The sequence below is a fragment of the Promicromonospora sukumoe 327MFSha3.1 genome (assembly GCF_000385135.1).
Lineage (GTDB): Bacteria > Actinomycetota > Actinomycetes > Actinomycetales > Cellulomonadaceae > Promicromonospora > Promicromonospora sukumoe_B.
This window is the reverse complement of the sequence record NZ_ARQM01000018.1, coordinates 156,348-180,861: the sequence shown is the minus strand read 5'-3', so window position 1 is coordinate 180,861 and position 24,514 is coordinate 156,348. Positions and strand designations below refer to the sequence as shown.

Sequence of the window (24,514 nt, the reverse complement as noted above, 5' to 3'; positions counted from 1 at the left end):
ACATGCCCACCCCCGCTGCCGACGTCGGACGTGCCGCGACGCCGACCCGCATCCTGGAGGCCGCCGCCGACGAGTTCGCGCGGTACGGCCTGGCGGGCGCCCGCGTGGACCGGATCGCCGAGCACGCGGCGGCGAACAAGCAGCGCATCTACGCGTACTTCGGCGGCAAGGAGGTGCTGTTCGACCAGGTGGTCAGCGCCCGGATCCTCGACCTGCTCGACGCCGTGCCGTTCGACGCCGACGACCTGCCCGGCTACGCGGTGCGCCTGTTCGACTTCACGGTGGGCCACCCGGAGCTGGTCCGGCTGCTGCTCTGGCACACCCTGGAGCGGCCGGGCATGCTCGGCACCCTGGAGCGGTCGGCGACGTCCAGCGCGGCCAAGGTCGAGGCGCTGCGCGAGGCCCAGGCCCGGCACCCGGAGCGCATCGACGCCACGGTGCCCGCCGAACGGCTGCTGGGGCAGGTGCTCGCCGCGGTGCACGGTTCCGTGCTGACCGTCGGCGGCATGCTCGCCGTCCCGGAGGACACGGCGGCCGCCGCCGACGGCCGGGCCGACGTGCACCGCGTGGTCACGCGGATCGTCGCCCCGGCCGCGTAGCGACGGCGTCGGTCTCCCGGTTCTCCCGGCTCAGAACCCGCGCGAGACCGCCGCGCCCGCGGCCAGCCAGGCCCGGCGGGTCTGGGGGCGCAGGGCCCGGTAGTCGAGCTGGCCGTCCACCATGGCCGGGTCGAACGGGACGGTGACGACCTCGCGCGCCAGCGCACGGTAGCCCTGGGCGACCCGGCGCATGTCGGCCGGCGTCGCCTTCGGGTCGGACTGGCTCACCACGACGACGGCCTTCCGGGCGAGCTCCGCCATGTGCTCCCCGCGGCCCGTCAGCGCCTCCAGGAGCAGCGCACCGGCCTCGGCGTGGTCGTCGCGGGTGCTGGTGGCCACCACTAGCTGGTCGGTGTGGTCGATCATGCGCAGCCACATCGGGTCGGACTCGTCGTTGCCGGAGTCGATGAAGATCAGCCGGTAGAACTTGGCGAGCACCGCGTGGATGGCGTCGACGTCCTCCGACGAGATGCGCTGCTCGTGCGCCAGCGCCATCGGCTTGGACCGCAGCACGTCGAACCGCATCCGCGACTGGTGGTGCACGAACCCGGCCAGGTCGCCGAGCTGTGCCGCCGGGCCCAGGAAGTGCTCGGTGCGGGGGATCAGGTCGAGCAGGGTCGCCTCGTGCTGGTCCTGCTCGGTGCGCCAGCCCAGCGTCCCGCGGGTCTGGTTGTTGTCCCAGGTGACGACGCCGGAGCCGCCGAACTGCGCGAACACCGCCGCGAGCAGCACGGTCGACGGTGTCTTGCCCGCGCCGCCCTTGCCGTTCACGATCGAGATGGTGCGGGGGCCCTGCCAGTGCAGGCTCACGGCCTGCTCGTCGGCCCGCTCGGCGCGCTCGGACTCGCTGGGTCCCACGCGGAGGCCCACCCGGGCCAGCACGCCGCGCACGCCCTGCGTGGCGGGCTCGTCGAGGCGGTCCTGGACCAGGAACGACGACCGGCGGCTGTCCCGGCGGCCGACGTCGGAGCTGCCAGCGCCGCTGGGCCCGCCGGGGCCGAGGGGCGGCTCGCCGGAAGGCTCGGCCGGGGCCGGGGCCGGGGCGGACGGCGGGGCGATCGTGCCGCCGGGCGTCGTGGCCTCGGGCTCCAGGTCGGCCTGCGGCCCGAGCAGCGTGATGGGCGGCGCCTGCGTGTCCTGCGCCGGCGCGCCGTGCGGCACCAGGCCGGGTTCGGCGGCGGCGACGGGCGCCGGGGCCGGTGCGGCCGGGCCGGCCGGTGCGGCGGCGGGTGCCGGAGCGGTCGGGGCGGGGGCCGTCTGGGCGTCCGCCTGCACGTCCGGCTGGGCGGGAGCAGGCACCGTCTGCACGGCGGCGGCCGGGGCGGCCGCCGCCTGCACGGGGGCGGCCGGGGCGGGCGCGGGCTGCGCGAGCGCGGCCTGCGCGGCGATCTGGGCCGCCTGAGCGGCCTGAGCGGCCTGCGCTGCCTGCGCCGCCTGGATGGCGCCCACGCCGTCGTCGTGCACCACGCGGCCGTCGGGGTGGACGGTCAGCGCACTGGGCCCCTCGGGCCCCAGCGCCTGGACCTCGACGGCCAGCCCGATGCTCGCCGAGTACTCCATGACCAGGCGCATGACCTCGCTGCGGGTCTCGCCCAGGCTGCTGCGGTAGACAGGCACGGTCTGGCCGTTGATGGCCACCTGCCCCGTTCCGTCGTCGCGCACGACCACTACGGCGCGCGGCCACCCAGCGGTTTCGACGCTCACTCGGGCGTCCCCCTTCTCCGGTCGCCGGACAGTGTCGTGGCGAGGGTCATGAACGCGGACAGGGTACCGGGGCTCTTCACCCGGCGTGTTTCGGCCTCACCAGGCGGTTCACCGGGCGACCTGCTAAGGCGGCGTCCGGACGGCTCAGACCGCCGCGGAACCGGTGCCGAACCACCGGTTCAGCGGGCCGAGCAGGTCCGCCTGGTCCGTGCCGGCCCAGACCACGTGCCCGTCCGGCCGCAGCAGCACCGAGGGCGGCGCGGACGCGCCGCCGTCGTCGGGCGCGCTGCCGTCGTCGGGCGCGCTGCCGTCGTCGGGCGCGCCGCCGCCATCGGGCGGGACGACGTCCACGACGCGGTCGACCCGGTCGGCCCAGCCGCCGGCCGAGAGCGCGCCGGTGCGGTCCAGGAGCAGCCCCCGGCCGGCGTGCATCCGCTCGTAGAGGCGGCCGTCGCGCAGCGCGACGTCGGGCATCCGCCGCCCGAGCAGCTCGTACCCCGGACCGCCCCCGACGTCGTACCGGATCCCCGTCGCCGTGACCTTCTCGACCAGGAGCCGGCGCACGTCGTCGAGGGCCATCAGCTCCGCCAGCAGGCGGCGCACCGCCTGCGGCCCGGGCTCGGGGGAGAGCAGCACGGTCTGCGCGCGCGTGTTGTCCAGCACGGCGGCGGCCACCGGACGCCGCTCGGCGGCGTAGCTGTCCAGCAGCCCCGCCGGTGCCCAGCCGTGCACCTCGGCGGCCAGCTTCCAGCCGAGGTTGAACGCGTCCTGCACTCCGAGGTTGAGCCCCTGGCCGCCGTACGGCGGGTGGACGTGCGCGGCGTCGCCCGCCAGCAGCACCCGGCCGTCCCGGTACCGCTCGGCCAGGCGGGTGGCGTCGCCGAACCGGGACAGCCAGCGCGGCGAGTGCATGCCGAGGTCGGTCCCGGCCACCGCGCGCACCTGCTCGCGCAGGTCGTCCAGGGTCGGCGGGACCGTGCGGTCCTCGGCCACGCCGTCGGCCGGGGCGCCGACCCGGTACAGGTCGTCCCCGAGCGGGATGGCGCCGAAGTTCTTGTGGGTCTCGCGCACCTCGGCCACGACGGCCTCGATCGTCGCGGGCGGCGCCGTCAGCCGCACCTCGCCCAGGAGCGTCTCCTGCCGGCTGGGCTCGCCGGGGAACCCGATGCCGAGCAGCCGGCGCACGGTGCTGCGGCCGCCGTCGCACCCCACGAGGTAGCGGGCGGCCAGGTGGGTGCCGTCGGCCAGCTCGACGCGGACGCCGTCGTCGTCCTGGCTCAGCCCGGCCACCTCGTGGCCGTACCGGACCTCGACGCCGAGCTCTGCGGCCCGCTCGCGCAGGAGGCGCTCGGTGACCGGCTGCGGCACGCCCAGGACGTACGGGTGCGTGGTGTCCAGGCCGGTCGGCGCGGGCTTGGTGATGCCCGCGAAGGAGCCCACGGGATATTGCTTGCCCAGCGGCAGGAACCGGTCCAGGAGGCCGCGCTGGTCCAGGATCTCCAGGGTGCGCGCGTGCAGGCCCAGCCCGCGCACCACCCGGGTGGGCTCGGCGTCCTTCTCCAGCACGACCACGGACACGCCCTGCAGCCGCAGCTCGCAGGCCAGCAGCACGCCGGTCGGGCCGCCGCCCGCGATGATCACGTCGGTCATCAGAACCCCCTGTTTCGTCAGTCGCCAAAATGGGCGACGGCCGACGATTCTGCGCCTCCACCGGGCCCTTGCCGCAAGGCCCCCCTGTCGCTATATGTTGAAAGTGGCAGGAAGTGCGCGCCCCGGACCCCGGACTTCACCGCGGCGACAAGGAGCCGGATGACGGGGCACGCCGGCAAGTGAGCTGCAAAAAGGTCAGGTGATCGGCAACTCGAGTTGCCGATCACCTGACCTTCTACCGATCGTTCGCGCGCCCCGGCCTAAGCCGCGCGCGCCGCTCTGTGCCGGATGGCGCGCGCGTAGTCCGCGCGTGGGACGTGCGGCGTCACGTGGAGCACCATGCCGGCCTCGGCCGGGGTGCGGTCCGCCTTGTGCGAGTTGCACTCGTAGCAGGCGGCCACGAGGTTCATCCACGTCGAGGGCCCGCCACGGGACCGCGGGAGGATGTGGTCCACGGTCTCGGCGGGGCCGCCGCAGTAGGCGCACAGGCCGTCGCGACGCTTGACGCCGAGCTTGGTGCACGCGGGCGCCCCGCCCGACTTGTAGAGCCACCGCATCGTCACGTACCGGACCAGCCGCAGCACGCGCGGTAAGGGGAACGGCCCGAAGGAGCGGCCGTCGACCGCCTCCTCCACGACCGCGACCTCGCGCACGAGCATGTGGATGGCGTGCCGGACCGATACCCGGTGCAGCGGCTCGTAGCCGGCATTGAGGACTAGGACGTCGGCCACGGGCCTGCTCCTTCCGGTGAGCTTGTCGTCTCGGTTCTTCTTGTCCTTCGGATGGTGCTGGGGGTGCTGCACCCCTGGGCCCGGGACGACAAGAGCCGCCCGGGAACAGGGGTCCCGAGGCGGCTCACAGCACTGGTCCGGCGGAACCGGATCAGCGGCGTATGGCGCCCCGGATGGCCTCGCGGCCGTCCCAGAGGTGCTGCGCTGTGGTCGGGAAGGACGAGGTGGTGGCGGCACTGGCCTTGCTCAGGCCTGCGGCCCGGTGCGTGATGCTCGTGCGAACCATCGTGGATCTCGTCCTTTCCCGTTTCTTGAAGTGGCTGGTGAAGTTGCTGTTCGTGGTGCTGTCGGCGGTACCCGGGACGCGGGGCAGGCGGTCACTGACACACAACCTGCCGCCACGGCGCGGAGTCCGTGTGTGAAGAAAGGTACAACGAGGACTTGACAGCGTCTATGGCTTTTCCGGAACTGCAACCCAAGGATGCATCAAGGAACCGGCGTGGCGCGTCCCCACGGCGTGTCGCGCCGTCGGCACCGTGCGCGGGACCGCGGTCCCCGCCCGCTCAGGGCGCGGGCACCGTCTCGGGTTCCGGGTCCGGGGACGCGGCGCGGGACGCCGCGAGCTCGGCCTGCACGGCGGCGAGCTGCGCCCGGATGGCGCGCAGCTCGTTCATCACCTCGGCGTCGTTCTTCTCCTCGTGCTCGGCGAGGTCGTCGATGCTCTCCATGCCGCTGACGACCACGGCGATGAACAGGTTCAGCACAGCGAACGAGACCACCAGGATGAACACGACGAAGAAGATCCACGCCGTCGGCTCGACCTCCATGACGTCGTCCGCGATGTCCGGCCAGGCCTCGCCGGTCATGACCTGGAACAGCGTGAACGCCGTGGTGCCCAGGTCGCCGAAGTGCTCGGGGGCGATCGCGCCGTAGAGGTTGGTCGCGATCACCACGGAGACGTACATGACCAGGACCAGCAGCGCGCCCACCGAGCCCATGCCCGGCACGGCCGCGACGAGGCCGTTGACCACGCGCTTCATGGAGGGCACGGAGTCGGCCAGGCGCAGCACCCGCAGGATCCGCAGGGCGCGCAGCAGCGACAGCGGGCCGGTCGCCGGGATCAGGGCGATGCCGACCACCAGCAGGTCGAAGACGCTCCAGGGATCGCGGAAGAAGCGCGGGCCGTGGGCCACCAGGCGCAGCGAGATCTCGGCGACGAAGAACCACAGCATCACGTCGTCGATCACCTGGAGCACCTCGTCCACCGGGCCGTCGAGGATCGACGTCTCCAGGCCGAGGATCGCGGCGTTGGCGATGATCACGCCGAGCACCGTCCGCTGGAACCACTGGTGCTCGACCAGCCTGCGCAGGCGCTCGCGAACTGGCACGCCACCGACCGACATCCGGACTCCTTTCAAGGGTTTTGTCCGGAATGCAGAGTAACTGTCGGTCGGTGGTGGGTGCGGCGCGGTCCAGCCGCCTACCAGCTCACGGGCTCCCGGATGATCGGGCAGGTCATGCAGTGCCCGCCGCCCCGGCCGCGGCCGAGCTCGCCGCCCGCGATCTCGATCACCTCGATTCCGGCCTTGCGCAGCAGGTCGTTGGTGGTCGTGTTCCGGTCGTACGTGAACACCACGCCGGGCTCGACGGCCACGGAGTTGTTGCCGCTGTCCCACTGCTGACGCTCGGACTCGTAGACGTCGCCGCCGGTCTCGATGACGCGCAGCCGGCCCAGCCCCGAGACCTTGCCGACGACGTCGAGGAACGACGACGCCCCGGCGTCGGTCACGGAGACGCCGATCGGGCCGGAGTCCGGGCGCAGCACGAACGGGTGCACGCGGTCGACGATGCGCGGGTACACGGTGACGGTGTCGACGTCGACGAACGTCATGATCGTGTCCAGGTGCATGGCCGCGCGCAGCCGGGGCATGCCCGCCACGACGATCTGCTCGGCCGCGCCCGCCTCGAACAGCGAGGCGGCGACCTGCGTGATGGCCTGGCGCGAGGTGCGCTCGCTCATGCCCATCAGCACGGTCCCGTTGCCGATCGGCATGATGTCGCCGCCCTCGAAGGTGGCCTCGCCGTGGGTGGTCTCCGGGTCGCCCCACCACACGCGGCTGCCCACGAAGTCGGGGTGGAACGTGTAGATCGCCTTCATCAGCAGCGTCTCGTCCCGGCGCGCCTGCCAGTACAGCGGGTTCAGGGTGAGGCCGCCGTAGATCCAGCACGTCGTGTCGCGCGTGAACAGCGTGTTGGGCAGCGGCGGCATGAGGTACTCGCGCGCGTCCGGGCTCAGGTCGGCCAGCGCGCGGAAGCCCGGCGGCAGCTCGGGGACGTCGGCCACGGCCAGGCCGCCGATCAGGTACCGGGCCAGCTCGTGCTCCGGCAGCGACTCCAGGTACTCGCGCGTGGCCTCGACCAGGCCGTTGCCCACGATCTCCGGCACGATCTTGCGGTCGAGCAGCCAGTCGCGGGCGCCCGGCACGCGCAGCGTCTGCGCGAGCAGGGCGTGCAGCTCGACGACGTCGACGTCGCGGTCGCGCAGCTCGGTCACGAAGTCGGCGTGGTCCTGCTGGGCGCGCTCGACCCACAGCACGTCGTCGAACAGCAGGTCCGCGGAGTTGGACGGGGTGAGGCGCTGGTGGGCCAGGCCCGGGGCGCAGACCAGCACCTTGCGCAGGCGGCCCACCTCGGAGTGGACGCCGTACGCCGACGAGGGTGTGCCGGCCGGGGGCGGTGTGATGTCGATGGTGTTCATCGGGCGCTAACGGTACTCACCCGGCCGCCGTCGTGCCGAGCAGTGAGCCCAGCGCGAAGGTGGCGCCGAGCGCCAGCGCCCCGCCGACGACGACGCGACCCGTGGCGCGCACCCGGGGCGCGTCGCCGATCCAGGCCGCGATCCAGCCGGTGCCGGCCAGCGCGACCAGCACGACGGCGAACGTGGCGCCGACCCGCCAGGGCTCCGGGACGAGGAGCACCGCGGCGAGCGGCAGCACGGCGCCGAGGGTGAAGGCCACGGCCGAGGCGAGCGCCGCGTGCCAGGGGCTGACGACGCCGTCCTCGTCGATGTTGAGCTCGGCCTCCAGGTGCGCGGTCAGCGCGTCGTGCTCGGTGAGCTCGACGGCGACCTGCCGGGCGGTGGCGGGGGACAGGCCCTTGGCCTCGTAGATGGCGGCGAGCTCGGCGAGCTCCTCCTGCGGCATCTCGGCGAGCTCGGCCTTCTCCTTGGCGATGAGGGCCCTCTGGGTGTCGGACTGGCTGGACACCGAGACGTACTCGCCCAGCGCCATCGAGATGGCGCCGCCGACGAGGGCGGCGAGCCCGGCGGTGAGGATGGGCCCGGTCTGCGAGGTCGCGGCGGCGACACCGACGGCGACAGCGGCGACGGACACGATGCCGTCGTTCGCGCCGAGCACCCCGGCGCGGAGCCAGTTCAGCCGCTCGGCGAGGCCGTCGGTGTGGGGTTCGTCCGCGTGCCCGACGGCGGGGCGGGCCGTGGCCTCGGGCTGCCCGGCGGTGGCGCTGTCGGCGGCCGCGCCGACGGTGTCCGGGCGATCCGCACCGGACGGTTCTGTGGTCATGGCCTCAGGCAACCAGGAGTCTCGCCGCGGGGCCAACACCGGGGGCTGGGTTGGCGAGCCTCACCTTTGCTGCGGGCCCGTCCCCTTCGAGGCCTAAGTTTCTTCGCTTTCCGCTGGCTCAAAGCGAAGAAACTTAGGCCTCGAAGGTGAGGGGGGCAGCCGCCCGGCTCAGTACGCCGGCTTGGCCGGGGTGCGCTCGCCCACCGGGACCTCGACGGACAGCGTGTTGCCGTCCTGGGCGAGCGGGCACGTCCATGCCGGGTCGTAGGCGCAGGACGGGTTGTAGGCGAAGTTGAGGTCGAGCACCAGGTCGCCGACGCCGAAGTCGTCGGGGCCGCCGCCCTCGCCGCCGTCCGACCCGCCGGTGTGCCCGAGCCAGGAGCCCTTGATCGTGTCGATGAGGTAGCGGCCGCCGCCGTAGGTGCCGCCGGGCGGGCCGGCCAGCGCGTCCTTGATCGGCACGAACAGGCCGCCGCCGTAGGAGGCGAGGCGCCAGACGTCGAGGGTGCCGAGGTCGCCCAGGGCGTCGGACCCCAGGGCGACCGTGCCGAGCAGCTCGAACGGCACCACGCCGTCGGTCCCGGTGGGGACGTCGAGGCGGCGCGGGGCGCCGTCCGGCCCGGGCTCCGCCGGGACGATCGGTGCGCTGAGGCGCCAGGCCGGGTCGTACGGGGTGACGCTCAGGCCGGTGAAGCCGGCCCGCTCCTCCGGGAGGATCGGGGAGACGGGGTGGGTCGCGAAGAGCTCGTCGCGCGCGGCGACCCACCCGGCGTGCGCCGCCGCGGGGTTCACGACGGCGCGGGCGCGGGCCTCGGCGTACAGCGCGAAGACGCGCCGTCGCCAGTCCGCGGTCTGGAGTGCTGTGGTGGCCGGGGAGGTGGTGGCGTGCGTCATGCGCACGACACTACCCACCGCGGCGACGTCACACCGGGACGCGGAGCGTCGCCGTGTACCCCTTGCCCACCGAGCCGGAGACCTTCGCCAGCTGCAGCGCGTACCCGTCGGAGAACACGTTGTCCGAGTCGAGGGTGACGCCCGCCAGGTTGGTCACGCTCTGCTCGTAGCCCGACGTCGCGTACACGGTGTCGCACACGTCCTGCGGCAGGGCGAGCTGCGAGGTGCGCATGCGGTTGGTGGCGCTGGTGGCGTCGTCCAGGGAGGGGTAGATCTCGAAGTGGATGTGCGGCCACCGGCCCGCGTAGCAGGCGGGGAAGATCGACGTGAACGTGACCTTGCCGTCGGCGTCGGCCTCCTGGACGCCGCGCAGGTAGTTCTGGTCGGCGATGTCGTACATCGAGTACTTGCCGTCGCGGTCGCAGTGCCACGCGTAGACGGCGGCGCCCGCGACGGGGGTCCCGGCGTCGCCCTCGCCCGACACGTCCACGACGGTCAGCGAGAAGGTGAGCGGGACGCCGTCGGCCGTGCCGGACGAGTCGCCGAAGCTGGACGTGATGTCGCTGCGGACCACGCCCGTCATGGTCAGGGCGTTGGGGCCGTTGGTGCCGTCGGCGGGGTAGGGGCCGTTGGTCTCCTCCGGGATCTCGCCCTCGCCGACGTCGGCCTGCGAGACGTCGCCGGGCGCGCCGCCGCCCGGGCCGCCCTCGCCGCCGCCGGGCGGTGCGCCGCCCGGGCCGCCCGACGGCGCGCCGCCCGGGCCCGTGCCGGTGCCCGACGAACCGGTGCCGGAGCAGGCCGCGAGCGCCGCCGCGAGCCCGCCCGCGGTCAGCAGGCCGATGGCGTGCCGCCGGTTGAGGAGGGTCGGCAGGTCGTGCGAGAGGCCGAGGTCGTGGGCCTCGGGGGTCTCGTCGTCGTGCGCCGGGTGTCCATGCCTGCTGCCGTGGGTGCTCATGCGCCGAACGTAGGGCGCGGGGCTATGTCCGGCCCGGCAGGAGGCTGGGAGCAGGCTATGTCTGCCGGGCCGGGCGCCGGCGCCGGGCCGGGCGCGCCGCTCAGGCGCGCGGCGTGAGCCGGATGACCGGCATCTCGCGGTCGGTGGTCTGCTCGTACCGGCGGAAGTTCGCGGCCTCGGCGGTGATCTTCTGCCACGCCTCCGCGCGCTCGTCCCCGTGCAGCTCCGTGGCGGTGACGGCGACCGTGCGGCCGCCCTGCTCGACGGTCAGTCGGTCCGGGTGGGCGGCGAGGTTGAGGTACCACGCCGGGTTGGTCGCCGCGCCCCAGGCGGAGGCGACGACGAGCCAGGAGCCGTCCGGCCCGGGGAACCAGGCGAGCGGCGTCGGCCGGGCCTCGCCGCTCTTGCGCCCGACCGTGGTCAGGACCAGGAGGTTCTTGCCCATGGTCGTGCCCGTGGTGCGCTTGGCGTGCCGCATCATGAGGCGGTTCAGCCAGCGGAACACGGGTCCGGGTACCCGGGCTCCGCGGGTCCCGGTGGGGTGGGAGAAGCTCATGGAGCGATCTTCCTCTTTCCGGTGGTCGGGGTCGGCAACCGGAATCATGCCACTGGCAGGGTGAGGGTCGAGTGCCGCCTAGGATCGTCGGGTGCTGCGACTCTCCGACGTCACCTACCTCGTCCGCGACCACGACGAGGCGATCGCCTTCTTCGTGAACTCCCTCGGCTTCGCCCTGCGGGAGGACGAGACCAACGCCGCCGGACGCCGCCGCGTCGTCGTCGGCCCCGCGGACGGCGGTACCGGCCTGGTGCTCGCGCTGACCGACGCCGCCGACGCCGTCGGGCGGCAGGCCGCGGGCAAGGTCGCGTTCTTCCTGGAGACCGACGACTTCGCCGCGCAGCACGCCCGCATGGTGGCCGCCGGCGTCCGGTTCCGCGAGGAGCCGCGGTACGAGGCCTACGGCACGGTGGCGGTCTTCGAGGACCTGTACGGCATGCCGTGGGACCTGATCGAGCCCCCGAAGGACGCCTGAGCGGTCAGTGGCGCTCGTCGAGCCGGTGCTCGTCGACGTAGGCCTGGGTGCGCTCGTGGGCCTCGGTGAGGGCCTCCTCTCCGAGCCGTTCGACGATCTCCGGCCGCACTTCGCTCCACCTGCGGTACGCGCTCATGGCTTGCATGTCGTGAGTTTAGGGAAGGCTCTGTCGGACCGCCCGGTCAAGACCGAAGGCCCCCGGGGACGTACCCCGGGGGCCTTCGGTGTCGCAGAGCCGCCGTCAGCCGCAGTGCTCGAACGGGCTGGTGTAGCTGGTGGAGCCCACCGAGCCGCCCCACTTGACGCAGGTGCCGGGGGCCGAGCGCTTGACCGGTCCCGCGTAGTAGGAGAAGTTCCCGGAGTCGGTGGTGCGCGAGGCGCCCTGGGGTTCCAGGAAGGCCGCGACGGCGCTCGGGGTGCCGAGGTTGGTCGACTTCAGGGTGACCACGCAGTTGCTGCCGGTGCCCGAGTTGTACAGCAGGTAGGTGCGCCCCACGGAGCCGAGCGCCGCCTGGTCGATCACCGCGAAGCCGCTGCCGCACACCTCGACGGGCGTGTACGGGTTGCTGGACCCGCAGCCGTTGGTGCTGGTCACGGCCTTCTTCTGGCCGACCGAGACGGTCACGCCGTCGACCGTGGGCGAGGTGTCGACCACGCCGGAGGAGCTGCGCTGCTCGTAGTGCAGGTGCGGTGCGCTGGACCCGCCGGTGGAGCCGACGGTGCCGATCACGGTGCCCTGGCTGACCGACATGGTCTGGCCCGGGTTGCGGACCATCGTGGCGAGGTGGGCGTACCGGGTGCGGGTGCCGTCGCCGTGCACGATCTGCACCCACTTGCCGTAGCTGGTGCCGCCTTCGTCGTCGAAGGTGGCGGTGCCGCCGGCCGTGGCGCGGACGGTCTCGCCGTTGATCGCGTCGCTGCCGTAGGTCTGCCAGTCGATGGAGCCGTTGGGGCTGTGGCCGCCGCTCCAGTTGTTGGCGTAGAACGTCTTGCCGCAGCTGAACGGCGACTTGTGGGCGGTCGCCAGCACACCGGCGCCGTCCGAGGCGGACAGGGGGGACAGGGACGACGCCGTGGCCGCGGACGCCGGTGCGGCGACCAGGGCGAGCGCGGTGAGCGCGGCGAGCGCCCACTGCCTGGCGGATCTTCTGCGGAACGGGGAGTTGACTGTCATTGGTGCTCTCCATCCTGGGTCTGACTCTTGGTCTGACGCCGGAAGGCTGACACGCCCCACGCCGCGGTGCCCATGGGTAGGGCTGCCCCTGGACGGCTCCCCGGACGGGTGCTCCGGTGGGGTCAGGCGGCGACCCGCCCGGCCCCGCCGTCGACGGTGACCGGCTGGCCGTCGCGGAGCGTGGTCATGGCGCCGGGCACGGCCAGGACGGCGGGGATGCCGTGCTCGCGGGCCACGATCGCGGCGTGCGACAGGACGCCGCCGGTCTCGGTGACCACGCCGGCCACGACGCCGAACAGGGCGGTCCACGCCGGCTCGGTGAACCGGCACACGAGCACGTCGCCGGGGCGTACGCGGGTGAAATCGTCGGGGCCGTGCACGACGCGCGCCGGACCGGACGCGAGGCCCGGACTGCCGGGCGTACCAGCCAGTTCGGTGGCGGGGTGGTCGGTCATGACTTCCTCCCTGGGCGTATTCGCCCGCGTTGACACCGGCTGCCCCGCGATGCACGGTGCACTATGACCCACATCCCGGTGCTCGGCCGATCCTCTCAGCCGGAGCTCCTCGTGCTCCACTCCGTGCGGATCCAGGGCATGGCCGACGACGACGCCGTCGCCGTGCGGTTCGGGCTCGACCGCGCGGACACCCACGAGGTGCTGCTCGACGACGAGGCGTACGGCTGGGTGCGCCGCGCCGCGTTCGGCACGACGGCGGGCTGGTCGCTGACGGACCGCGGCCGCGCCGAGGACGACAGGCGTCTGGCCGAGGAGCTGGCTGACGCTGACGCGCGGGGTGTCGTCGAGCGGGCGCACGAGGTGTTCGGACCCCTGAACGCCCGCCTGCTGCAGGCGTGCACGGACTGGCAGCTCCTGCCGGAGAAGGACGACCGGCTCACCCCGAACCATCACACCGACCCCGAGTGGGACGCGCGCGTGCTGGACGAGCTCGGGACGCTGCGCGACGAGCTGACGCCCCTGGTCGCCTCGCTCTCCTCGGTGCTGGCGCGGTTCGAGGGGTACGACACGCGGTTCACCGCCGCGCTCGACCGGGCGCGTGCCGGCCAGGGGGAGTGGGTCGCCGGCACCGGCCTGAGCTCATGCCACACCGTGTGGATGGAGCTGCACGAGGACCTTCTCTCGACCCTCGGCATCCCGCGCGCCGAGCAGGGCGCCGAGCAGCGCGGCGAGTAGCGCGCCGCCCCGGGGGCGCGAGCCCCGGCCGGTAGGTTCGTCGCATGGCGACCCGACATCTCTACCTGGCCCGGCACGGCGCGGCGGACGCGTTCGGCGAGCTGACGACGTCGGCCGCACGCAGGCCGGCCTGCTCGGCGAACGGCTCGCGGGGCTCCCCGTCGCCGCCGTCTGGCACTCGCCCCTGCCGCGCGCCGCCGCGAGCGCGCGCGTGATCGGCACGCACCTGCCGGACGTCCCGGTCGCCGAGGCGGCCGAGCTCGTCGACCACGTGCCCTACGTCCCCACCGGCGCGGACCTCGCGCCCGCCTGGGCCGGTTTCTTCGACGGGTACGACGACGCCGAGCGCGTCCAGGGCGAGAGCCTCGCCGCGGCGCTCGTCGAGCGGTTCGCGCGGACCGCCGACGTCGAGACGCACGAGGTGCTGGTGACTCACGCGTTCCAGGTCGCGTGGCTGCTGCGGCACGCGCTCGACGCGCCCCCGGCCCGCTGGATCGGCCTGAACAGCGGCAACACGGGGCTGACCGTGATCCAGTACCGCGACGGCGTGCCGCCCACGGTGGTGCTGTTCAACGACATGGGGCACCTGCCCGCCGACCTGCGCTGGACGGGCTTCCCGCCGTCGCCCCGCCCCTGACGTGTCAGACCGACAGGCCCCTCGGGTGACCTGTCGGTCTGACGCGTCAGGGGAGCAGGCCCGCCCAGCGGCGCGAGAGGTCGACCAGGTCGACCCGGTCGAGCGCGTCGACCTCCGCCGGGGTGTGCCAGGCGACGCCGTCGGTGGAGCCGTCCTCCTCGACCCGCAGGTCGCCGCCGGTGACGCGGGCCCGGTAGACGATGCGCAGGGCCTGCCCCGGGCGGTCCGCCGGGTGCCCGCGGTCCGCGGCGGCGATCACGATGCTGTCGACGCCGAGCAGGCCGTCCAGCTCCACGTGGTAGCCGGTCTCCTCGTAGACCTCCCGGACCGCGGCGTCGGCCGGGTGCTCGCCCGGGTCGATGCCGCCGCCGGGCATCGTCCAGCCCTGGCGGCCGCCCTCGGACCAGTGGGGCAGGAGCAGCCTGCCCGCCTCGTCGGTGACGACCGCGTACGCGGAGACCCGCAGGTCGATGGACCCGTCTGCGCTGGTGAACATGCTGCCCATCATCCACGGGGCATCCACCACGGGGGTCTATGCATCATGCACACGATCCTGGTACGGTCCGACGGTGCACCCCGGACACACCGCCGTCCCCGACGGCGACGGACCGTTCCCCGGCGTCGTCGTCGTGCACGACGCCTACGGGATGACCGCCGAGCTGCGGCGCGTCTGCGACCACCTCGCCGCGAACGGCTTCCTCGTGCACGCCCCGTCCCTCTACCAGCGCGGACGCTGCCTGCGGCAGACCTTCCGCAGCCTGCTCGACGACGCCGGCCCCACCTACGAGCGGCTCGAGGCCGAGCGCGCGGCGCTCGCGGCCCGGCCCGACTGCACCGGCCGCGTGGGCGTCATGGGGTTCTGCCTGGGCGGCCGGTTCGCCCTGGTCGCCGCGGGGCGCGGCCTGTTCGACGCCGCCGCCGTGAACTACGGCCTGCTGCCGCCCGGCAGGCAGGAGCCGGCCGAGCTCGAGCGGATGCTGTCGGCGCCGTGCCCGGTCGTGGCGAGCTACGGCGCCCGCGACAAGGTGGTGGACCTCGGCGAGGTGGACAAGCTCCGCGCCGGGCTGGAGCGCACCGGGTGCCCGTGGACCTCAAGGTGTACCCCGAGGCGACGCACTCGTTCCTGGCCCGGTACACCGGTGCGCTCGGCATGCTGATCCTGATCCAGGGCATGTCGCACGACCCAGCGGCGTCGGCGGACGCGTGGGAGCGCACGTTCGCCTTTCTCACCGAGCACCTGGGCGGGCCCGGCCGGGGGTGACGCGACCCCGGCTCAGGCGAACAGCGCCGCCAGCTCCGCGGCCTGCGCCCGCCCCACCGCGCGGCCCGCGGCGGCCGACGGCGCCCGCGTGGCGGGGGAGAGCGGGTTGATGCCGAACGCCTCCATCGAGGCGTCGTCGGCGCAGATCATCAGCACCTTCGCGGGCGCCAGGGCCGCGACCTGCTCGGTCGCCGAGGGGCCGAACGGCGACGGCGACCCCGGCCGCTGCGGCGTGACGACCAGCACGTGGTCGGCACCGGCGGCCAGGTCGACGTTCGCGACGGACCGGATGCCGCCGTCCACGTAGCGCCGGCCGTCGATGGTCACGGGCGGCCACACCCCCGGCACCGCGCAGCTCGCGGCGATGGCGTCCAGGAGCCGCACGCCCGAGTCGCGGCGGAAGACCCGCAGCTCACCCGACTCGGCGTCGACCGCGGGGATGGCGAGGTCGGTAGCCGGCCACTCGCTGTTCAGCAGGAGCGCCTCGTGCTCCTTGAGCCGGGTTGCCTCGTCCGTGGTGGACGCGGCCAGCGCCATCGCGCCGATCCGGCGTCGGATCTCCAGCGGGTCCGGGGGTGTGCCGTCGGGGGCGGGCTCGAAGGCGGCGGTCCAGCCCGCGAACATCGCGGGCCCGTCGAACTCGACCACGAAGTCGAGGCCGTCGTCGACGAGCTGCGCCTCGTAGAGCGTCTCCAGCGGCGTGCCGCTGGTGATCTGCGCGGCCACGGCCGACCCGGCCGACGTGCCGACCACCAGGTCGGCGCCCAGCAGCCGGGACGCGAGCTCCCGGTCCTTGTCGGCGATGCCCTGCAGCACGCCCAGCTCCCAGGCGACGCCGGCCACGCCGCCACCTCCGAGTACGAGTGCGTCCGTCATGCCTCGCACACTACGACCGGGCACCGGGCCCGGCGAGGTCACGCGGGGTGGCCGCGGGGTGCTCCCGAGGCCGCGGGACGGCCGTCGTCGGGCGGTCCGGAGCGGCGTTCCCGACGAGCCGGTCGACCCCGTCCTCCAGCGCATCCAGCACCTTCGGCAGGGCGGCGGCGACGCCGGCGGGGCCGGCATCCGGCCGGTCGTGGGTGGACCGGACAAGCCGTTCGGCGGCGTCCAAGATCACCCCCTGGCGCTCCGGTTCGGCGAGGCCGGGCAGCACCGAACCGGACATTGCGGTCTGGTTTCCTTTGAGGCCTAGGTTTCTTCGCTTTGACCTCGGGTCAAAGCGAAGAAACCTAGGCCTCAAAGGGAACCGCGCCGCACGACGGCGGTCAGTCCGCCGAGCGGACCATCGCCCGGACCCCGACCGTGAGCCCGACGGCAGCCGTGACCACCGCAGCCACCCAGCCCCACGCGACGGCGGACGACGCCAGGTCGCCCGCGAACGCCGCCCGCCCCGAGTCGACGACGTAGCGCAGCGGGTTCACCGTCGAGACGGCGCGCATCCACGCGGGCCCGGTCTCCAGCGGCAGCAGCATGCCCGACAGCAGCATCACCGGGAACAGCACGGTCTGCTGCACCACCCAGAACATCCACTCCTGCTTGCGCACCGCCAGCGCCAGCGAGTACGACAGGGCGCCGACGCCGATGCCGAGCACGGCGAGCTGCAGCAGGGTGAGCACCGCGCCGAGCGGGTTCGGGCGCAGGCCGAACGGCAGCATGACCAGCAGCACCACCGCGGACTGGGCCAGGACCGGCACCATCTCCTTCAGGGCGCGGCCCACGAGCTGCGCCGACCGGGACAGCGGCGTCACCAGCATCCGCTCGTGCACGCCGGAGGAGATGTCGAGCTGCAGGTTGGAGCCGGTCACCGAGCTGCCGAACAGCGTGGTCATCGCCAGGACGGCGGGCACGAACCACAGCCAGACGTCGGAGCCCAGGGTCGCGCCGGCCGAGCCGACCAGCAGCGGGCCGAACAGCCCGAGGAACACGAGCGGCTGGATGAGGCCGAACAGCAGCGAGAACGGGTCGCGCGCCACGGGGCGCAGCTCGCGCAGCAGCACGATGCGGGTGTCGCGCACGAAGCTGCGGCGGACCTGAGGGCGTGCGGACGTCGGCGTGGCGGGGGTCAGGGTCGCGGCGCTCATGCCGGGACCTCCTTCTTGGTCGGTGCGGCGGTGGCGGTCGGGGTGTCGGCGGGCTCGTCCGGCCCGGCGCCGTCGACGCCGGTCTCGCGGAGGCTGCGGCCGGTCAGGCCGAGGAACACGTCGTCGAGCGTGGGGCGGGCGACGTCCACCCGGCTCACCAGGAGCCCGGCGGCGTCGGCCGCGCGGAGCAGGCCGGGCGTGGCGCCCGGGCCGTCGGCGGTGCGGATCTCGACGGTGCGGACGCCGAAGTCGTCGGCCACGTGCACCGACCGGGTGCCGGGCGCGCGCTCGGCGATCGCCGCGAGGTCCGCGACGTGCTCGGCCGGCACCCGCAGGGTCACGAGGTCGCCGGCCAGCTCGGCCTTCAGGGCGTCGGCGGTGTCGTCGGCGATGACCTGCCCGCCGTCCACCACGATCACCCGCTCGGCGAACGTGTCCGCCTCGTCGAGGTAGTGGGTGGTCAGCACGATGGTGCGCGGCTCGGCGGCCGCGGTGCGCATGCGCAGGATGTGCTCCCACAGGTTGGCCCGGTTGTGCGGGTCCAGGCCGGTCGACGGCTCGTCGAGGAACAGCAGCGACGGCTCGTGGACCAGGCCGACGGCCACGTCCAGGCGGCGCTTCTGCCCGCCGGACAGGCTCTCCACCTTGCGGTCGGCCTGCTCGGTCAGGTCCAGGGCCTCCAGCAGCTCGCCGGCCCGGGCCCGCGCGGTGCGCCGGTCCAGCCCGTAGATCTCGCCCTGCGTGACGAGCTCGTCGCGGACGTGCTGGGCGGCGCCGCCCGCGCCGCCCTGGCCCACGTAGCCGATGGCGGCGCGGACCCGGTCGGGGCGCTCGACGACGTCGTACCCGGCCACCTCGGCGGTGCCGGACGTCGGCTGGATGAGCGTGGTCAGCATGCGCAGCGTCGTGGTCTTGCCGGCGCCGTTGGGGCCGAGCACGGCCACCAGCTCGCCGGGCTCGACGTCGAGCGAGATGCCGCGCACGGCGTGGACGGTGCGGGTGCGGCTCACCACGAAGTCCTTGGTGAGCGCTCGGGTGCGGATCACGATGTCTCCTTCTTGCGGTCCGTGCTTGCTTCGTGCGGTACCCCCTCAGCCTGTCGTCGGTAGCGGTCAGTTCCTGTCCTCTTCCGCGTGCGATCCTGAATCCGTGCTCGAGACCTCCGGACGCCTCCTCGCCCTCCTGTCGCTGCTCCAGGCCCGCCGGGACTGGCCCGGCCCGCTCCTCGCCGAGCGGCTGGACGTCAGCCCCCGCACCGTGCGACGCGACGTCGACCGGCTGCGCGAGCTCGGCTACCCCGTCGCCGCCACCAAGGGGCCCGACGGCGGCTACCGCCTCGACGCCGGCGCCGAGCTGCCCCCGCTGCTGTTCGACGACGAGCAGGCGGTCGCCGTCGCCGTCGCGCTGCGCACCGGCGCCATCCCTGGGGCCGAGGAGGGCGCGCTGCGGGCCCTGGCGACCATCCGCCAGGTCATGCCGGCCCGGCTGCGGGCGCGTCTGGACGCGCTCGAGGTGACCACGGTGCGGCGTCGGACCGGGCCCGCGGAGCCGGAGGTGGACCCCGACCTGCTGCTGTCGCTCGGCTCCGCGTGCCAGGCGCGCGAGGTCGTCCGGTTCGACTACGAGGGCGGCACCATGGCCACGGTCGGCGAGGGCGACGCCGCGTTCCGGCCGCCGCGCCGGGTCGAGCCGCACCACCTGGTCACCTCCGAGGGGCGCTGGTACCTGGTCGCGTTCGACCTGGACCGCGACGACTGGCGGCTGTTCCGGGTGGACCGGCTCACGCTGCGCTCGGGCACCGGACCGCGGTTCGTCGCGCGGGAGGTGCCCGGCGGCGACGTCGCCGGCTTCGTGGGCTCCCGGATCAGCGGCTCGCGCTCGCCGGTGCACGGCGAGGCGGTGCTGCACGCGCGGGCCGCCGACATCGCGCCCTGGGTCGGCACCTACGGGCTGTGCGAGCCGCTGCCGGACGTCGACGGCGAGCCCCGGTGCCGCGTGGTGCTCGGCTCGTGGTCCTGGGCCGGGCTGGCCGGCCGGCTCGGCGTCTTCGGCGTGCCCTTCGAGGTGGTGGGGCCGCCCGAGCTGGTGACCGCCGTCCGCGACCTGGGCGCGCGCTACGCCGCGGCGGTGCCGGACTGAGCTGTTGCCTGGCCTGCGAGAAGGGGGCGCGCCGGCGGGGAACCGCACAGTATGTTGATGCGTTGCCGCAGGACACGACCCCAACAGAGAGCGTGCGCATGACGAACCTGTCCGACTTCAGTGATGACGAGCTCGACCAGATCCTGGACGCGCCGGGCGCCGTGCTGAAGGGCGCGACCCTCGCCGACGGCCAGCCCGGGGCGATCCAGTTCTTCAAGGAGATGGCGTCGGGGGCCAAGGTGTTCCGCGAGGCCCAGGAGCACGAGAACGACTTCGTCCGCGAGGTGGCGGTCGCCATGCGCGCCCGCCTGGGGGAGCAGAACGCGGCCGAGGCGGAGGCCGCCCGCAACCCGGCGTCGCAGGTCGGCGTCGCCTCCGCTGCCGCGGCCACCGACCGCGCGGCCACCGACCGCGCGGCCACCGAGGGTGCGCGGCCCGACCCCGAGGGCGAGACGGCCCGCGCGGTCGAGCTGACCGCCGCCTCGGTCAAGGTGCTCCGCGAGCGCGCGGACGCCGCCGACGTCGAGGCCTACGCCGACTGGATCCTGCGGATCGCCGAGGAGGTCGCCGAGGCCGCCGGCACCAAGGAGGGCGGGTTCTTCAGCAAGCGCGTCATGGTCTCCACGGGCGAGCGCGACTTCATCGACCGGCTCACGGCCGCCGTCGGGCGCTGATCCTTCTCTCTCCTTCGAGGCCTAAGTTTCTTCGCTTTGACCCCGGGTCAAAGCGAAGAAACTTAGGCCTCAAAGGGAATCGGCTCCGACGGGATCGGATTCACGGGAATCGGGCGCCCGGGGAGTCGGGCTCGGGTCTCAGAGCGAGTCCGCGCGTTGTCGCGCGTACTCCAGCTCCGGACGGCCGCGCGTGCCGTACCGGGGTGCGCGGGTCGCGACGCCGCGGTCGGCCAGGAACTCCAGGTACCGCCGGGCCGTGATCCGGGCCAGGTGCAGCTCGTCGGCCACCTCGCTCGCCGACAGCGGCCCAGCCGCCCGGGCCAGCAGGTCGGACACCGTGTCGAGCGTCTCCTGCGACAGGCCCTTCGGCAGCCCCGCGGCGTTGGAGGTGCGCAGCGCCGCGAACGCGGTGTCCACCTCGCGCTGGCTCATCGTCGAGACGGGCGAGCGCATCTGGTCGAAGTACTTGCGGTACGCGCCGAGCTTCTCGGCGAACAGCCCGAACGCGAACGGCTTGATCAGGTACTGCACGACGCCGACGGCGACCGCCTCGCGCACCACCTCCAGCTCGCGGGCCGCGGTCACGGCGATCACGTCGACCACGAGGCCCGCCGCGCGCAGCTGCCGGCACAGCACGAGGCCGTGCCGGTCGGGCAGGTTCATGTCCAGCAGGAGCAGGTGCACCTCCTCGCCGGCGGCCTGGGCGTCGCGCAGCGCGCGCACGGTCTCGCTCGCGGTGTGCACCACCCCGGCCAGCTCGAACCCGTCCACGCGGCGCACGTACTCGCCGTGCGCCTCGGCGGTGTGCGGGTCGTCCTCCACGACCAGCACCCGGATCACGCGGGCACCTCAGCGGGCGGCGCCGCCTGCCCGACGGCGTCGGGCCGGGGGAGCGTGACCGTGAAGACGGCGCCGGTGCCCGCGCCGCGGGAGACCTCGATGTCGCCGCCGAAGCTCTCCACCACCTGCCGCACGAGCGCGAGACCGTAGCCGCGCCCGCCCGCGACGGCGTCCTTGGTGCTCCAGCCCTGGTCGAAGATGCGGTCCAGGTCGGTGTCCGCGATGCCGGCGCCGCTGTCGGAGACCTGGAACACCAGGGAGCCGTCGTCGCCGTTGGCGAGGTAGATCTCCACCCACGCCTCCGGGACCTGCCCGGCCGCGTCCGGGCCGGTGTCCTGACGGGCGACGTCCAGGGCGTGCCCGGCGGCGGCGTCGATCCCGTTGTCGATCAGGTTGCCCAGGATCGTCACCACGTCCACCGGCTCCAGCCAGTGCGTCCCCGGCGTCAGGTGGGTCTCGAAGTGCATCTCGACGGCGCGCTCGCGGGCCTGGGCGGCCTTGCCCAGCACGAGCGCGGCGATCACCGGCTCCTCGATCGCCTGGACTACGCGGTCGGTGAGGCGCTGGCCCAGGTCGCGCTCGCCGGCCACGAACCGCAGCGCCTCGTCGCTGCGCCCCAGCTCGATGAGCGTGGCGATGGTGTGCAGGCGGTTGCTGAAGTCGTGGGTCTGCGCGCGCAGCGCCTCGGAGATGGTGCGCACCGACGACAGCTCGCCCGTGACGCGCTGCAGCTCGGTCCGGTCGCGCAGCGAGACCACCTCGCCGACGTTCCGCCCGGCCGCCGCCGCGGTGTCGCGGCCCACGAGCAGCACCCGGTCGCCCACCCGGACCGGCCCCTCCGGCGCGGCGCCGCCCAGCAGGTCGCGGACGGCGGGGGACAGGCGCGGGTCGGCCACGGCGAACGGGGCGGTCAGGTCCGGGACGTCGAGCAGCCGCAGCGCCTCGTCGTTGGCCAGCACCACCGTGCCGTCCTCGACCAGGAGCATGCCCTCCTCGACCGAGTGCAGCACCGCCTCGTGCGCGGTGAACAGGTGGGCCAGCTCGTCGGGGCCCTTGCTCTCCGTGATCCGGTCCAGCCGGCGGGCCAGCAGCGTCGCGGCGACGGCGCCCGTGCCGAACGCCAGGAGCGTGCCGACGCCGACGATCACCAGGCGCGGCACGATGCTGTCCCACAGCCGGTCGAGCGTGACCCCGGCGGAGACCATGCCGACCACCTCGCCGTCGTCGGTCACCACGGGCACGACGGCGCGCACCGACGGGCCGAGCGTGCCGTCGTAGACCTCCGTGAACGTCTCGCCCCGCAGCGCCGGCGCCGTGGTGCCCACGAACTCGCGGCCGATCTGCCAGGTGTTGCGGTGCGTGTACCGGGTGCGGTCGGTGTCCATCACGGTCAGGTAGTCGATCTCCGTGGTCGCCATGACGCGCTCGGCGTACGGCTGCAGCAGGGCCGAGACCTCGGCGACCGTGCCGTCCCGGTCCGTGCCGGCGGCGGCGTGCGCCTTCGCGACCGTGTCGATCACCAGCGACTCCGCCGCGACCGTGGCCGCCAGGTCGGTGCTCTCCTTCGCGGCGTGCGACTCCGCCGACGACCGGGCGTCCAGCGCCAGGAGCCCGAACACGATGACCGCGCCCGCGAACAGGAGTGCCGTGTGCACGGCGAGGAACCACCTCGCGATACTCGCACCCCGTCGCTGCGCCACGGGACCCATTGTGACCCGCCCGCGCCGTGCCAGGGACCACGTCGAGAACACTATGTACGCAATGGTGGGGTTCGCGGCCTCCACCAGCACTCTTGTCGCTGACCACACAGCGTTGTGAGAGGAACACACCCATGGCGGAAACACAGTCCGCCGGTGCCGGGACCACCCCGCGCCGCCGGCTCGACAAGAGTCACTACCTGTACATCGCGGTGATCGTCGCCGTCGTCGCCGGCGTCATCGTGGGCCTGGCCTCCCCGGAGACCGGAGTGGCACTGAAGCCGCTCGGTACCGGGTTCGTGGCCCTGATCAAGATGATGATCTCGCCGGTCATCTTCTGCACCATCGTGCTGGGCATCGGCTCCATCGCCAAGGCCGCCACCGTAGGCCGGGTCGGCGGGCTGGCGCTGCTCTACTTCATCGTGATGTCCACGTTCGCGCTGTTCATCGGCCTGGTCGTCGGCAACGTGCTGCACCCGGGCGAGGGCCTGAACATCGCGGGGGCCAGCTACGAGGCGGAGGGCGAGGCCGAGGGCCTGGTCGACTTCGTGCTCGGCATCATCCCCACCACGCTCGTCTCGCCGCTCACCGGCGAGTCCGTGCTGCAGACCCTGTTCGTGGCGCTGCTCGTCGGGTTCGCCATCCAGCAGCTCGGCGCGCGCGGCAAGCCCGCACTCGACGCCATCCGCATGATCCAGGCGATCGTGTTCCGCGTCCTCACGATGATCCTCTGGGTCGCCCCCGTGGGTGCGTTCGGCGCCATCGCGGGCGTCGTCGGCGAGACCGGCTGGGGCGCCGTCGTCGCGCTCGGCACCCTGATGGTCGGGTTCTACCTCACCTGCGTCGTGTTCATCGCGGTGGTGCTCGGCCTCGTGCTGAAGCTGGTGTCGGGCGTGAACATCTTCCTGCTCATGAAGTACCTGGCGCGCGAGTACCTGCTGATCGTCAGCACCTCGTCGTCCGAGGCGGCCCTGCCGCGCCTGATCGCCAAGATGGAGCACCTGGGCGTGTCCAAGCCGGTGGTGGGCATCACCGTGCCGACCGGCTACTCGTTCAACCTGGACGGCACCGCGATCTACCTGACCATGGCGTCGCTGTTCATCGCCTCCGCGATGGGCACGCCGCTGTCCGTGCCGGAGCAGATCGGCATGCTCGCCTTCATGATCATCGCGTCCAAGGGCGCCGCCGGCGTCACCGGCGCCGGCCTGGCCACCCTCGCGGGCGGCCTGCAGACCTACCGCCCCGACCTGGTCGACGGCGTGGGCATCGTGGTGGGCATCGACCGGTTCATGTCCGAGGCCCGCGCGCTGACCAACTTCACGGGCAACGCCGTGGCCACGGTGATCATCGGCACCTGGACCAAGGAGATCGACCGCGCCCGCGTCGACGAGGTGCTCTCGGGCCGCCTCCCGTTCGACGAGACCGCCGCGGACGACCTGCACGGCCCCGACGATGCCGCTGAGCCGGCCGACGAGGCCGACACCGTCGACGACACCGAGGACCGGCGCACCAGGACGGCCGAGCCCAGCTCGGTCTGACCCACGACCTGATCGAGGTCCGGCCGGCCGCCGTACGGCCGGACGGACGCCGCCCCGCCGCCGTCCGGCGGGGCGGCCCATGACCGACGACGGCCGGGCTGCTCTGGGGGCGCCCGGCCGTCGTCCGCGAAGGTCCGC

Annotated in this window: 28 protein-coding genes and 1 pseudogene; 9 read left to right on the top strand and 20 right to left on the bottom strand. The window is 73.7% G+C overall.

Annotated features, from left to right (window positions below):
* Nucleotides 1-2 precede the first annotated feature (2 nt).
* Complete coding sequence (locus H291_RS0127900; protein ID WP_020018331.1) at nt 3-599, top strand: TetR family transcriptional regulator; 597 nt, start codon at nt 3-5, stop codon at nt 597-599.
* A gap of 30 nt (nt 600-629) precedes the next feature.
* Here the strand turns inward: H291_RS0127900 and H291_RS34360 are convergent, their stop codons facing one another.
* The 10 genes from H291_RS34360 to H291_RS0127850 all read right to left on the bottom strand — a co-directional run bounded on the left by H291_RS34360 (nt 630) and on the right by H291_RS0127850 (nt 10,670).
* Nucleotides 630-2,261: an ATPase gene (locus tag H291_RS34360; RefSeq protein WP_232216190.1), complete on the bottom strand. Its 1,632-nt coding sequence runs from the start codon at nt 2,259-2,261 to the stop codon at nt 630-632.
* A gap of 186 nt (nt 2,262-2,447) precedes the next feature.
* Nucleotides 2,448-3,953 (bottom strand): FAD-dependent monooxygenase, encoded by a 1,506-nt coding sequence (locus H291_RS0127890; RefSeq protein ID WP_020018329.1) that lies wholly within the window; start codon nt 3,951-3,953, stop codon nt 2,448-2,450.
* A 260-nt stretch (nt 3,954-4,213) separates the two neighbouring features.
* Nucleotides 4,214-4,684: an HNH endonuclease gene (locus H291_RS0127885; protein ID WP_020018328.1), complete on the bottom strand. Its 471-nt coding sequence runs from the start codon at nt 4,682-4,684 to the stop codon at nt 4,214-4,216.
* Between the two features lie 151 nt (nt 4,685-4,835).
* A complete protein-coding gene (locus H291_RS34840; protein WP_269637226.1) occupies nt 4,836-4,970 on the bottom strand; it encodes a hypothetical protein in 135 nt (44 codons plus the stop codon).
* Nucleotides 4,971-5,247: 277 nt separating this feature from the next.
* Nucleotides 5,248-6,087, bottom strand: a complete 840-nt coding sequence (locus H291_RS0127875) for an ion transporter (protein ID WP_020018326.1) — start codon at nt 6,085-6,087, stop codon at nt 5,248-5,250.
* Nucleotides 6,088-6,164: 77 nt separating this feature from the next.
* Nucleotides 6,165-7,442, bottom strand: coding sequence for an arginine deiminase (locus H291_RS0127870; protein ID WP_020018325.1), 1,278 nt, complete (start codon nt 7,440-7,442; stop codon nt 6,165-6,167).
* Nucleotides 7,443-7,458: 16 nt separating this feature from the next.
* Nucleotides 7,459-8,265 carry a VIT1/CCC1 transporter family protein gene (locus H291_RS0127865; protein ID WP_020018324.1) on the bottom strand — a complete coding sequence of 269 codons (807 nt, stop codon included), beginning with the start codon at nt 8,263-8,265 and terminating at the stop codon, nt 7,459-7,461.
* Nucleotides 8,266-8,433: 168 nt separating this feature from the next.
* A complete protein-coding gene (locus H291_RS0127860; protein WP_020018323.1) occupies nt 8,434-9,159 on the bottom strand; it encodes a DUF1684 domain-containing protein in 726 nt (241 codons plus the stop codon).
* Between the two features lie 28 nt (nt 9,160-9,187).
* Entirely contained in the window at nt 9,188-10,114 is a 927-nt protein-coding gene (locus H291_RS0127855; protein ID WP_020018322.1) for an intradiol ring-cleavage dioxygenase, read from the bottom strand.
* Between the two features lie 100 nt (nt 10,115-10,214).
* A complete protein-coding gene (locus H291_RS0127850; RefSeq protein WP_026366200.1) occupies nt 10,215-10,670 on the bottom strand; it encodes a nitroreductase family deazaflavin-dependent oxidoreductase in 456 nt (151 codons plus the stop codon).
* A gap of 91 nt (nt 10,671-10,761) precedes the next feature.
* Here H291_RS0127850 and H291_RS0127845 point away from each other — a divergent pair, with 91 nt between their 5' ends.
* Nucleotides 10,762-11,145: a VOC family protein gene (locus tag H291_RS0127845; RefSeq protein ID WP_020018320.1), complete on the top strand. Its 384-nt coding sequence runs from the start codon at nt 10,762-10,764 to the stop codon at nt 11,143-11,145.
* Nucleotides 11,146-11,149: 4 nt separating this feature from the next.
* Here H291_RS0127845 and H291_RS33990 read toward each other — a convergent pair whose 3' ends face one another.
* The 3 genes from H291_RS33990 to H291_RS34355 all read right to left on the bottom strand — a co-directional run bounded on the left by H291_RS33990 (nt 11,150) and on the right by H291_RS34355 (nt 12,774).
* Nucleotides 11,150-11,290: a hypothetical protein gene (locus H291_RS33990; RefSeq protein WP_157237401.1), complete on the bottom strand. Its 141-nt coding sequence runs from the start codon at nt 11,288-11,290 to the stop codon at nt 11,150-11,152.
* 96 nt (nt 11,291-11,386) lie between these two features.
* Entirely contained in the window at nt 11,387-12,319 is a 933-nt protein-coding gene (locus H291_RS0127835) for a M23 family metallopeptidase (RefSeq protein WP_020018318.1), read from the bottom strand.
* 122 nt (nt 12,320-12,441) lie between these two features.
* Nucleotides 12,442-12,774, bottom strand: coding sequence for a PEP-utilizing enzyme (locus tag H291_RS34355; protein ID WP_020018317.1), 333 nt, complete (start codon nt 12,772-12,774; stop codon nt 12,442-12,444).
* Nucleotides 12,775-12,837: 63 nt separating this feature from the next.
* Between H291_RS34355 and H291_RS34350 the strand changes: the two genes are divergently transcribed.
* From H291_RS34350 to H291_RS32080, 3 genes are read left to right on the top strand one after another with little or no spacing between them, the layout of a single operon-like run.
* Nucleotides 12,838-13,509 (top strand): hypothetical protein, encoded by a 672-nt coding sequence (locus H291_RS34350; protein ID WP_020018316.1) that lies wholly within the window; start codon nt 12,838-12,840, stop codon nt 13,507-13,509.
* A gap of 44 nt (nt 13,510-13,553) precedes the next feature.
* Entirely contained in the window at nt 13,554-13,724 is a 171-nt protein-coding gene (locus tag H291_RS34730) for a hypothetical protein (protein ID WP_232216189.1), read from the top strand.
* Nucleotides 13,640-14,146: a histidine phosphatase family protein gene (locus H291_RS32080; RefSeq protein ID WP_232216195.1), complete on the top strand. Its 507-nt coding sequence runs from the start codon at nt 13,640-13,642 to the stop codon at nt 14,144-14,146. The genes H291_RS34730 and H291_RS32080 overlap by 85 nt, the downstream gene beginning before the upstream one ends.
* 46 nt (nt 14,147-14,192) lie before the next feature.
* Here H291_RS32080 and H291_RS0127815 read toward each other — a convergent pair whose 3' ends face one another.
* Complete coding sequence (locus tag H291_RS0127815) at nt 14,193-14,642, bottom strand: NUDIX hydrolase (RefSeq protein WP_420038581.1); 450 nt, start codon at nt 14,640-14,642, stop codon at nt 14,193-14,195.
* Here H291_RS0127815 and H291_RS32075 point away from each other — a divergent pair.
* A pseudogene (locus H291_RS32075) lies at nt 14,617-15,407 on the top strand (dienelactone hydrolase family protein). The gene H291_RS0127815 and the pseudogene H291_RS32075 overlap by 26 nt on opposite strands.
* Before the next feature lie 12 nt (nt 15,408-15,419).
* On the opposite strand, the gene H291_RS0127805 reads toward H291_RS32075, so the two are convergent.
* The 4 genes from H291_RS0127805 to H291_RS0127790 all read right to left on the bottom strand — a co-directional run bounded on the left by H291_RS0127805 (nt 15,420) and on the right by H291_RS0127790 (nt 18,534).
* The gene (locus tag H291_RS0127805) at nt 15,420-16,283 is read right to left on the bottom strand and encodes a patatin-like phospholipase family protein (protein ID WP_033328230.1); all 864 of its coding nucleotides are present in this window, start codon (nt 16,281-16,283) and stop codon (nt 15,420-15,422) included.
* A 10-nt stretch (nt 16,284-16,293) separates the two neighbouring features.
* A complete protein-coding gene (locus tag H291_RS0127800; RefSeq protein ID WP_020018310.1) occupies nt 16,294-16,572 on the bottom strand; it encodes a hypothetical protein in 279 nt (92 codons plus the stop codon).
* Between the two features lie 100 nt (nt 16,573-16,672).
* Nucleotides 16,673-17,488 (bottom strand): ABC transporter permease, encoded by an 816-nt coding sequence (locus tag H291_RS0127795; protein WP_020018309.1) that lies wholly within the window; start codon nt 17,486-17,488, stop codon nt 16,673-16,675.
* Complete coding sequence (locus H291_RS0127790; protein WP_020018308.1) at nt 17,485-18,534, bottom strand: ATP-binding cassette domain-containing protein; 1,050 nt, start codon at nt 18,532-18,534, stop codon at nt 17,485-17,487. Before H291_RS0127790 ends, H291_RS0127795 begins: the two co-directional genes overlap by 4 nt.
* Nucleotides 18,535-18,637: 103 nt before the next feature.
* Between H291_RS0127790 and H291_RS0127785 the strand changes: the two genes are divergently transcribed.
* Complete coding sequence (locus H291_RS0127785; protein WP_020018307.1) at nt 18,638-19,627, top strand: helix-turn-helix transcriptional regulator; 990 nt, start codon at nt 18,638-18,640, stop codon at nt 19,625-19,627.
* A gap of 98 nt (nt 19,628-19,725) precedes the next feature.
* On the top strand, nt 19,726-20,301 hold the full coding sequence (locus tag H291_RS0127780; RefSeq protein ID WP_020018306.1) for a hypothetical protein: 576 nt from the start codon (nt 19,726-19,728) through the stop codon (nt 20,299-20,301).
* Between the two features lie 138 nt (nt 20,302-20,439).
* Here the strand turns inward: H291_RS0127780 and H291_RS0127775 are convergent, their stop codons facing one another.
* Together H291_RS0127775 and H291_RS31930 are read right to left on the bottom strand one after the other, a co-directional pair.
* Nucleotides 20,440-21,141, bottom strand: a complete 702-nt coding sequence (locus H291_RS0127775) for a response regulator (RefSeq protein WP_020018305.1) — start codon at nt 21,139-21,141, stop codon at nt 20,440-20,442.
* Entirely contained in the window at nt 21,138-22,796 is a 1,659-nt protein-coding gene (locus H291_RS31930) for a sensor histidine kinase (RefSeq protein WP_020018304.1), read from the bottom strand. Before H291_RS31930 ends, H291_RS0127775 begins: the two co-directional genes overlap by 4 nt.
* Before the next feature lie 176 nt (nt 22,797-22,972).
* Between H291_RS31930 and H291_RS0127765 the strand changes: the two genes are divergently transcribed.
* Complete coding sequence (locus H291_RS0127765) at nt 22,973-24,376, top strand: C4-dicarboxylate transporter DctA (RefSeq protein ID WP_020018303.1); 1,404 nt, start codon at nt 22,973-22,975, stop codon at nt 24,374-24,376.
* Nucleotides 24,377-24,514: the final 138 nt, after the last annotated feature.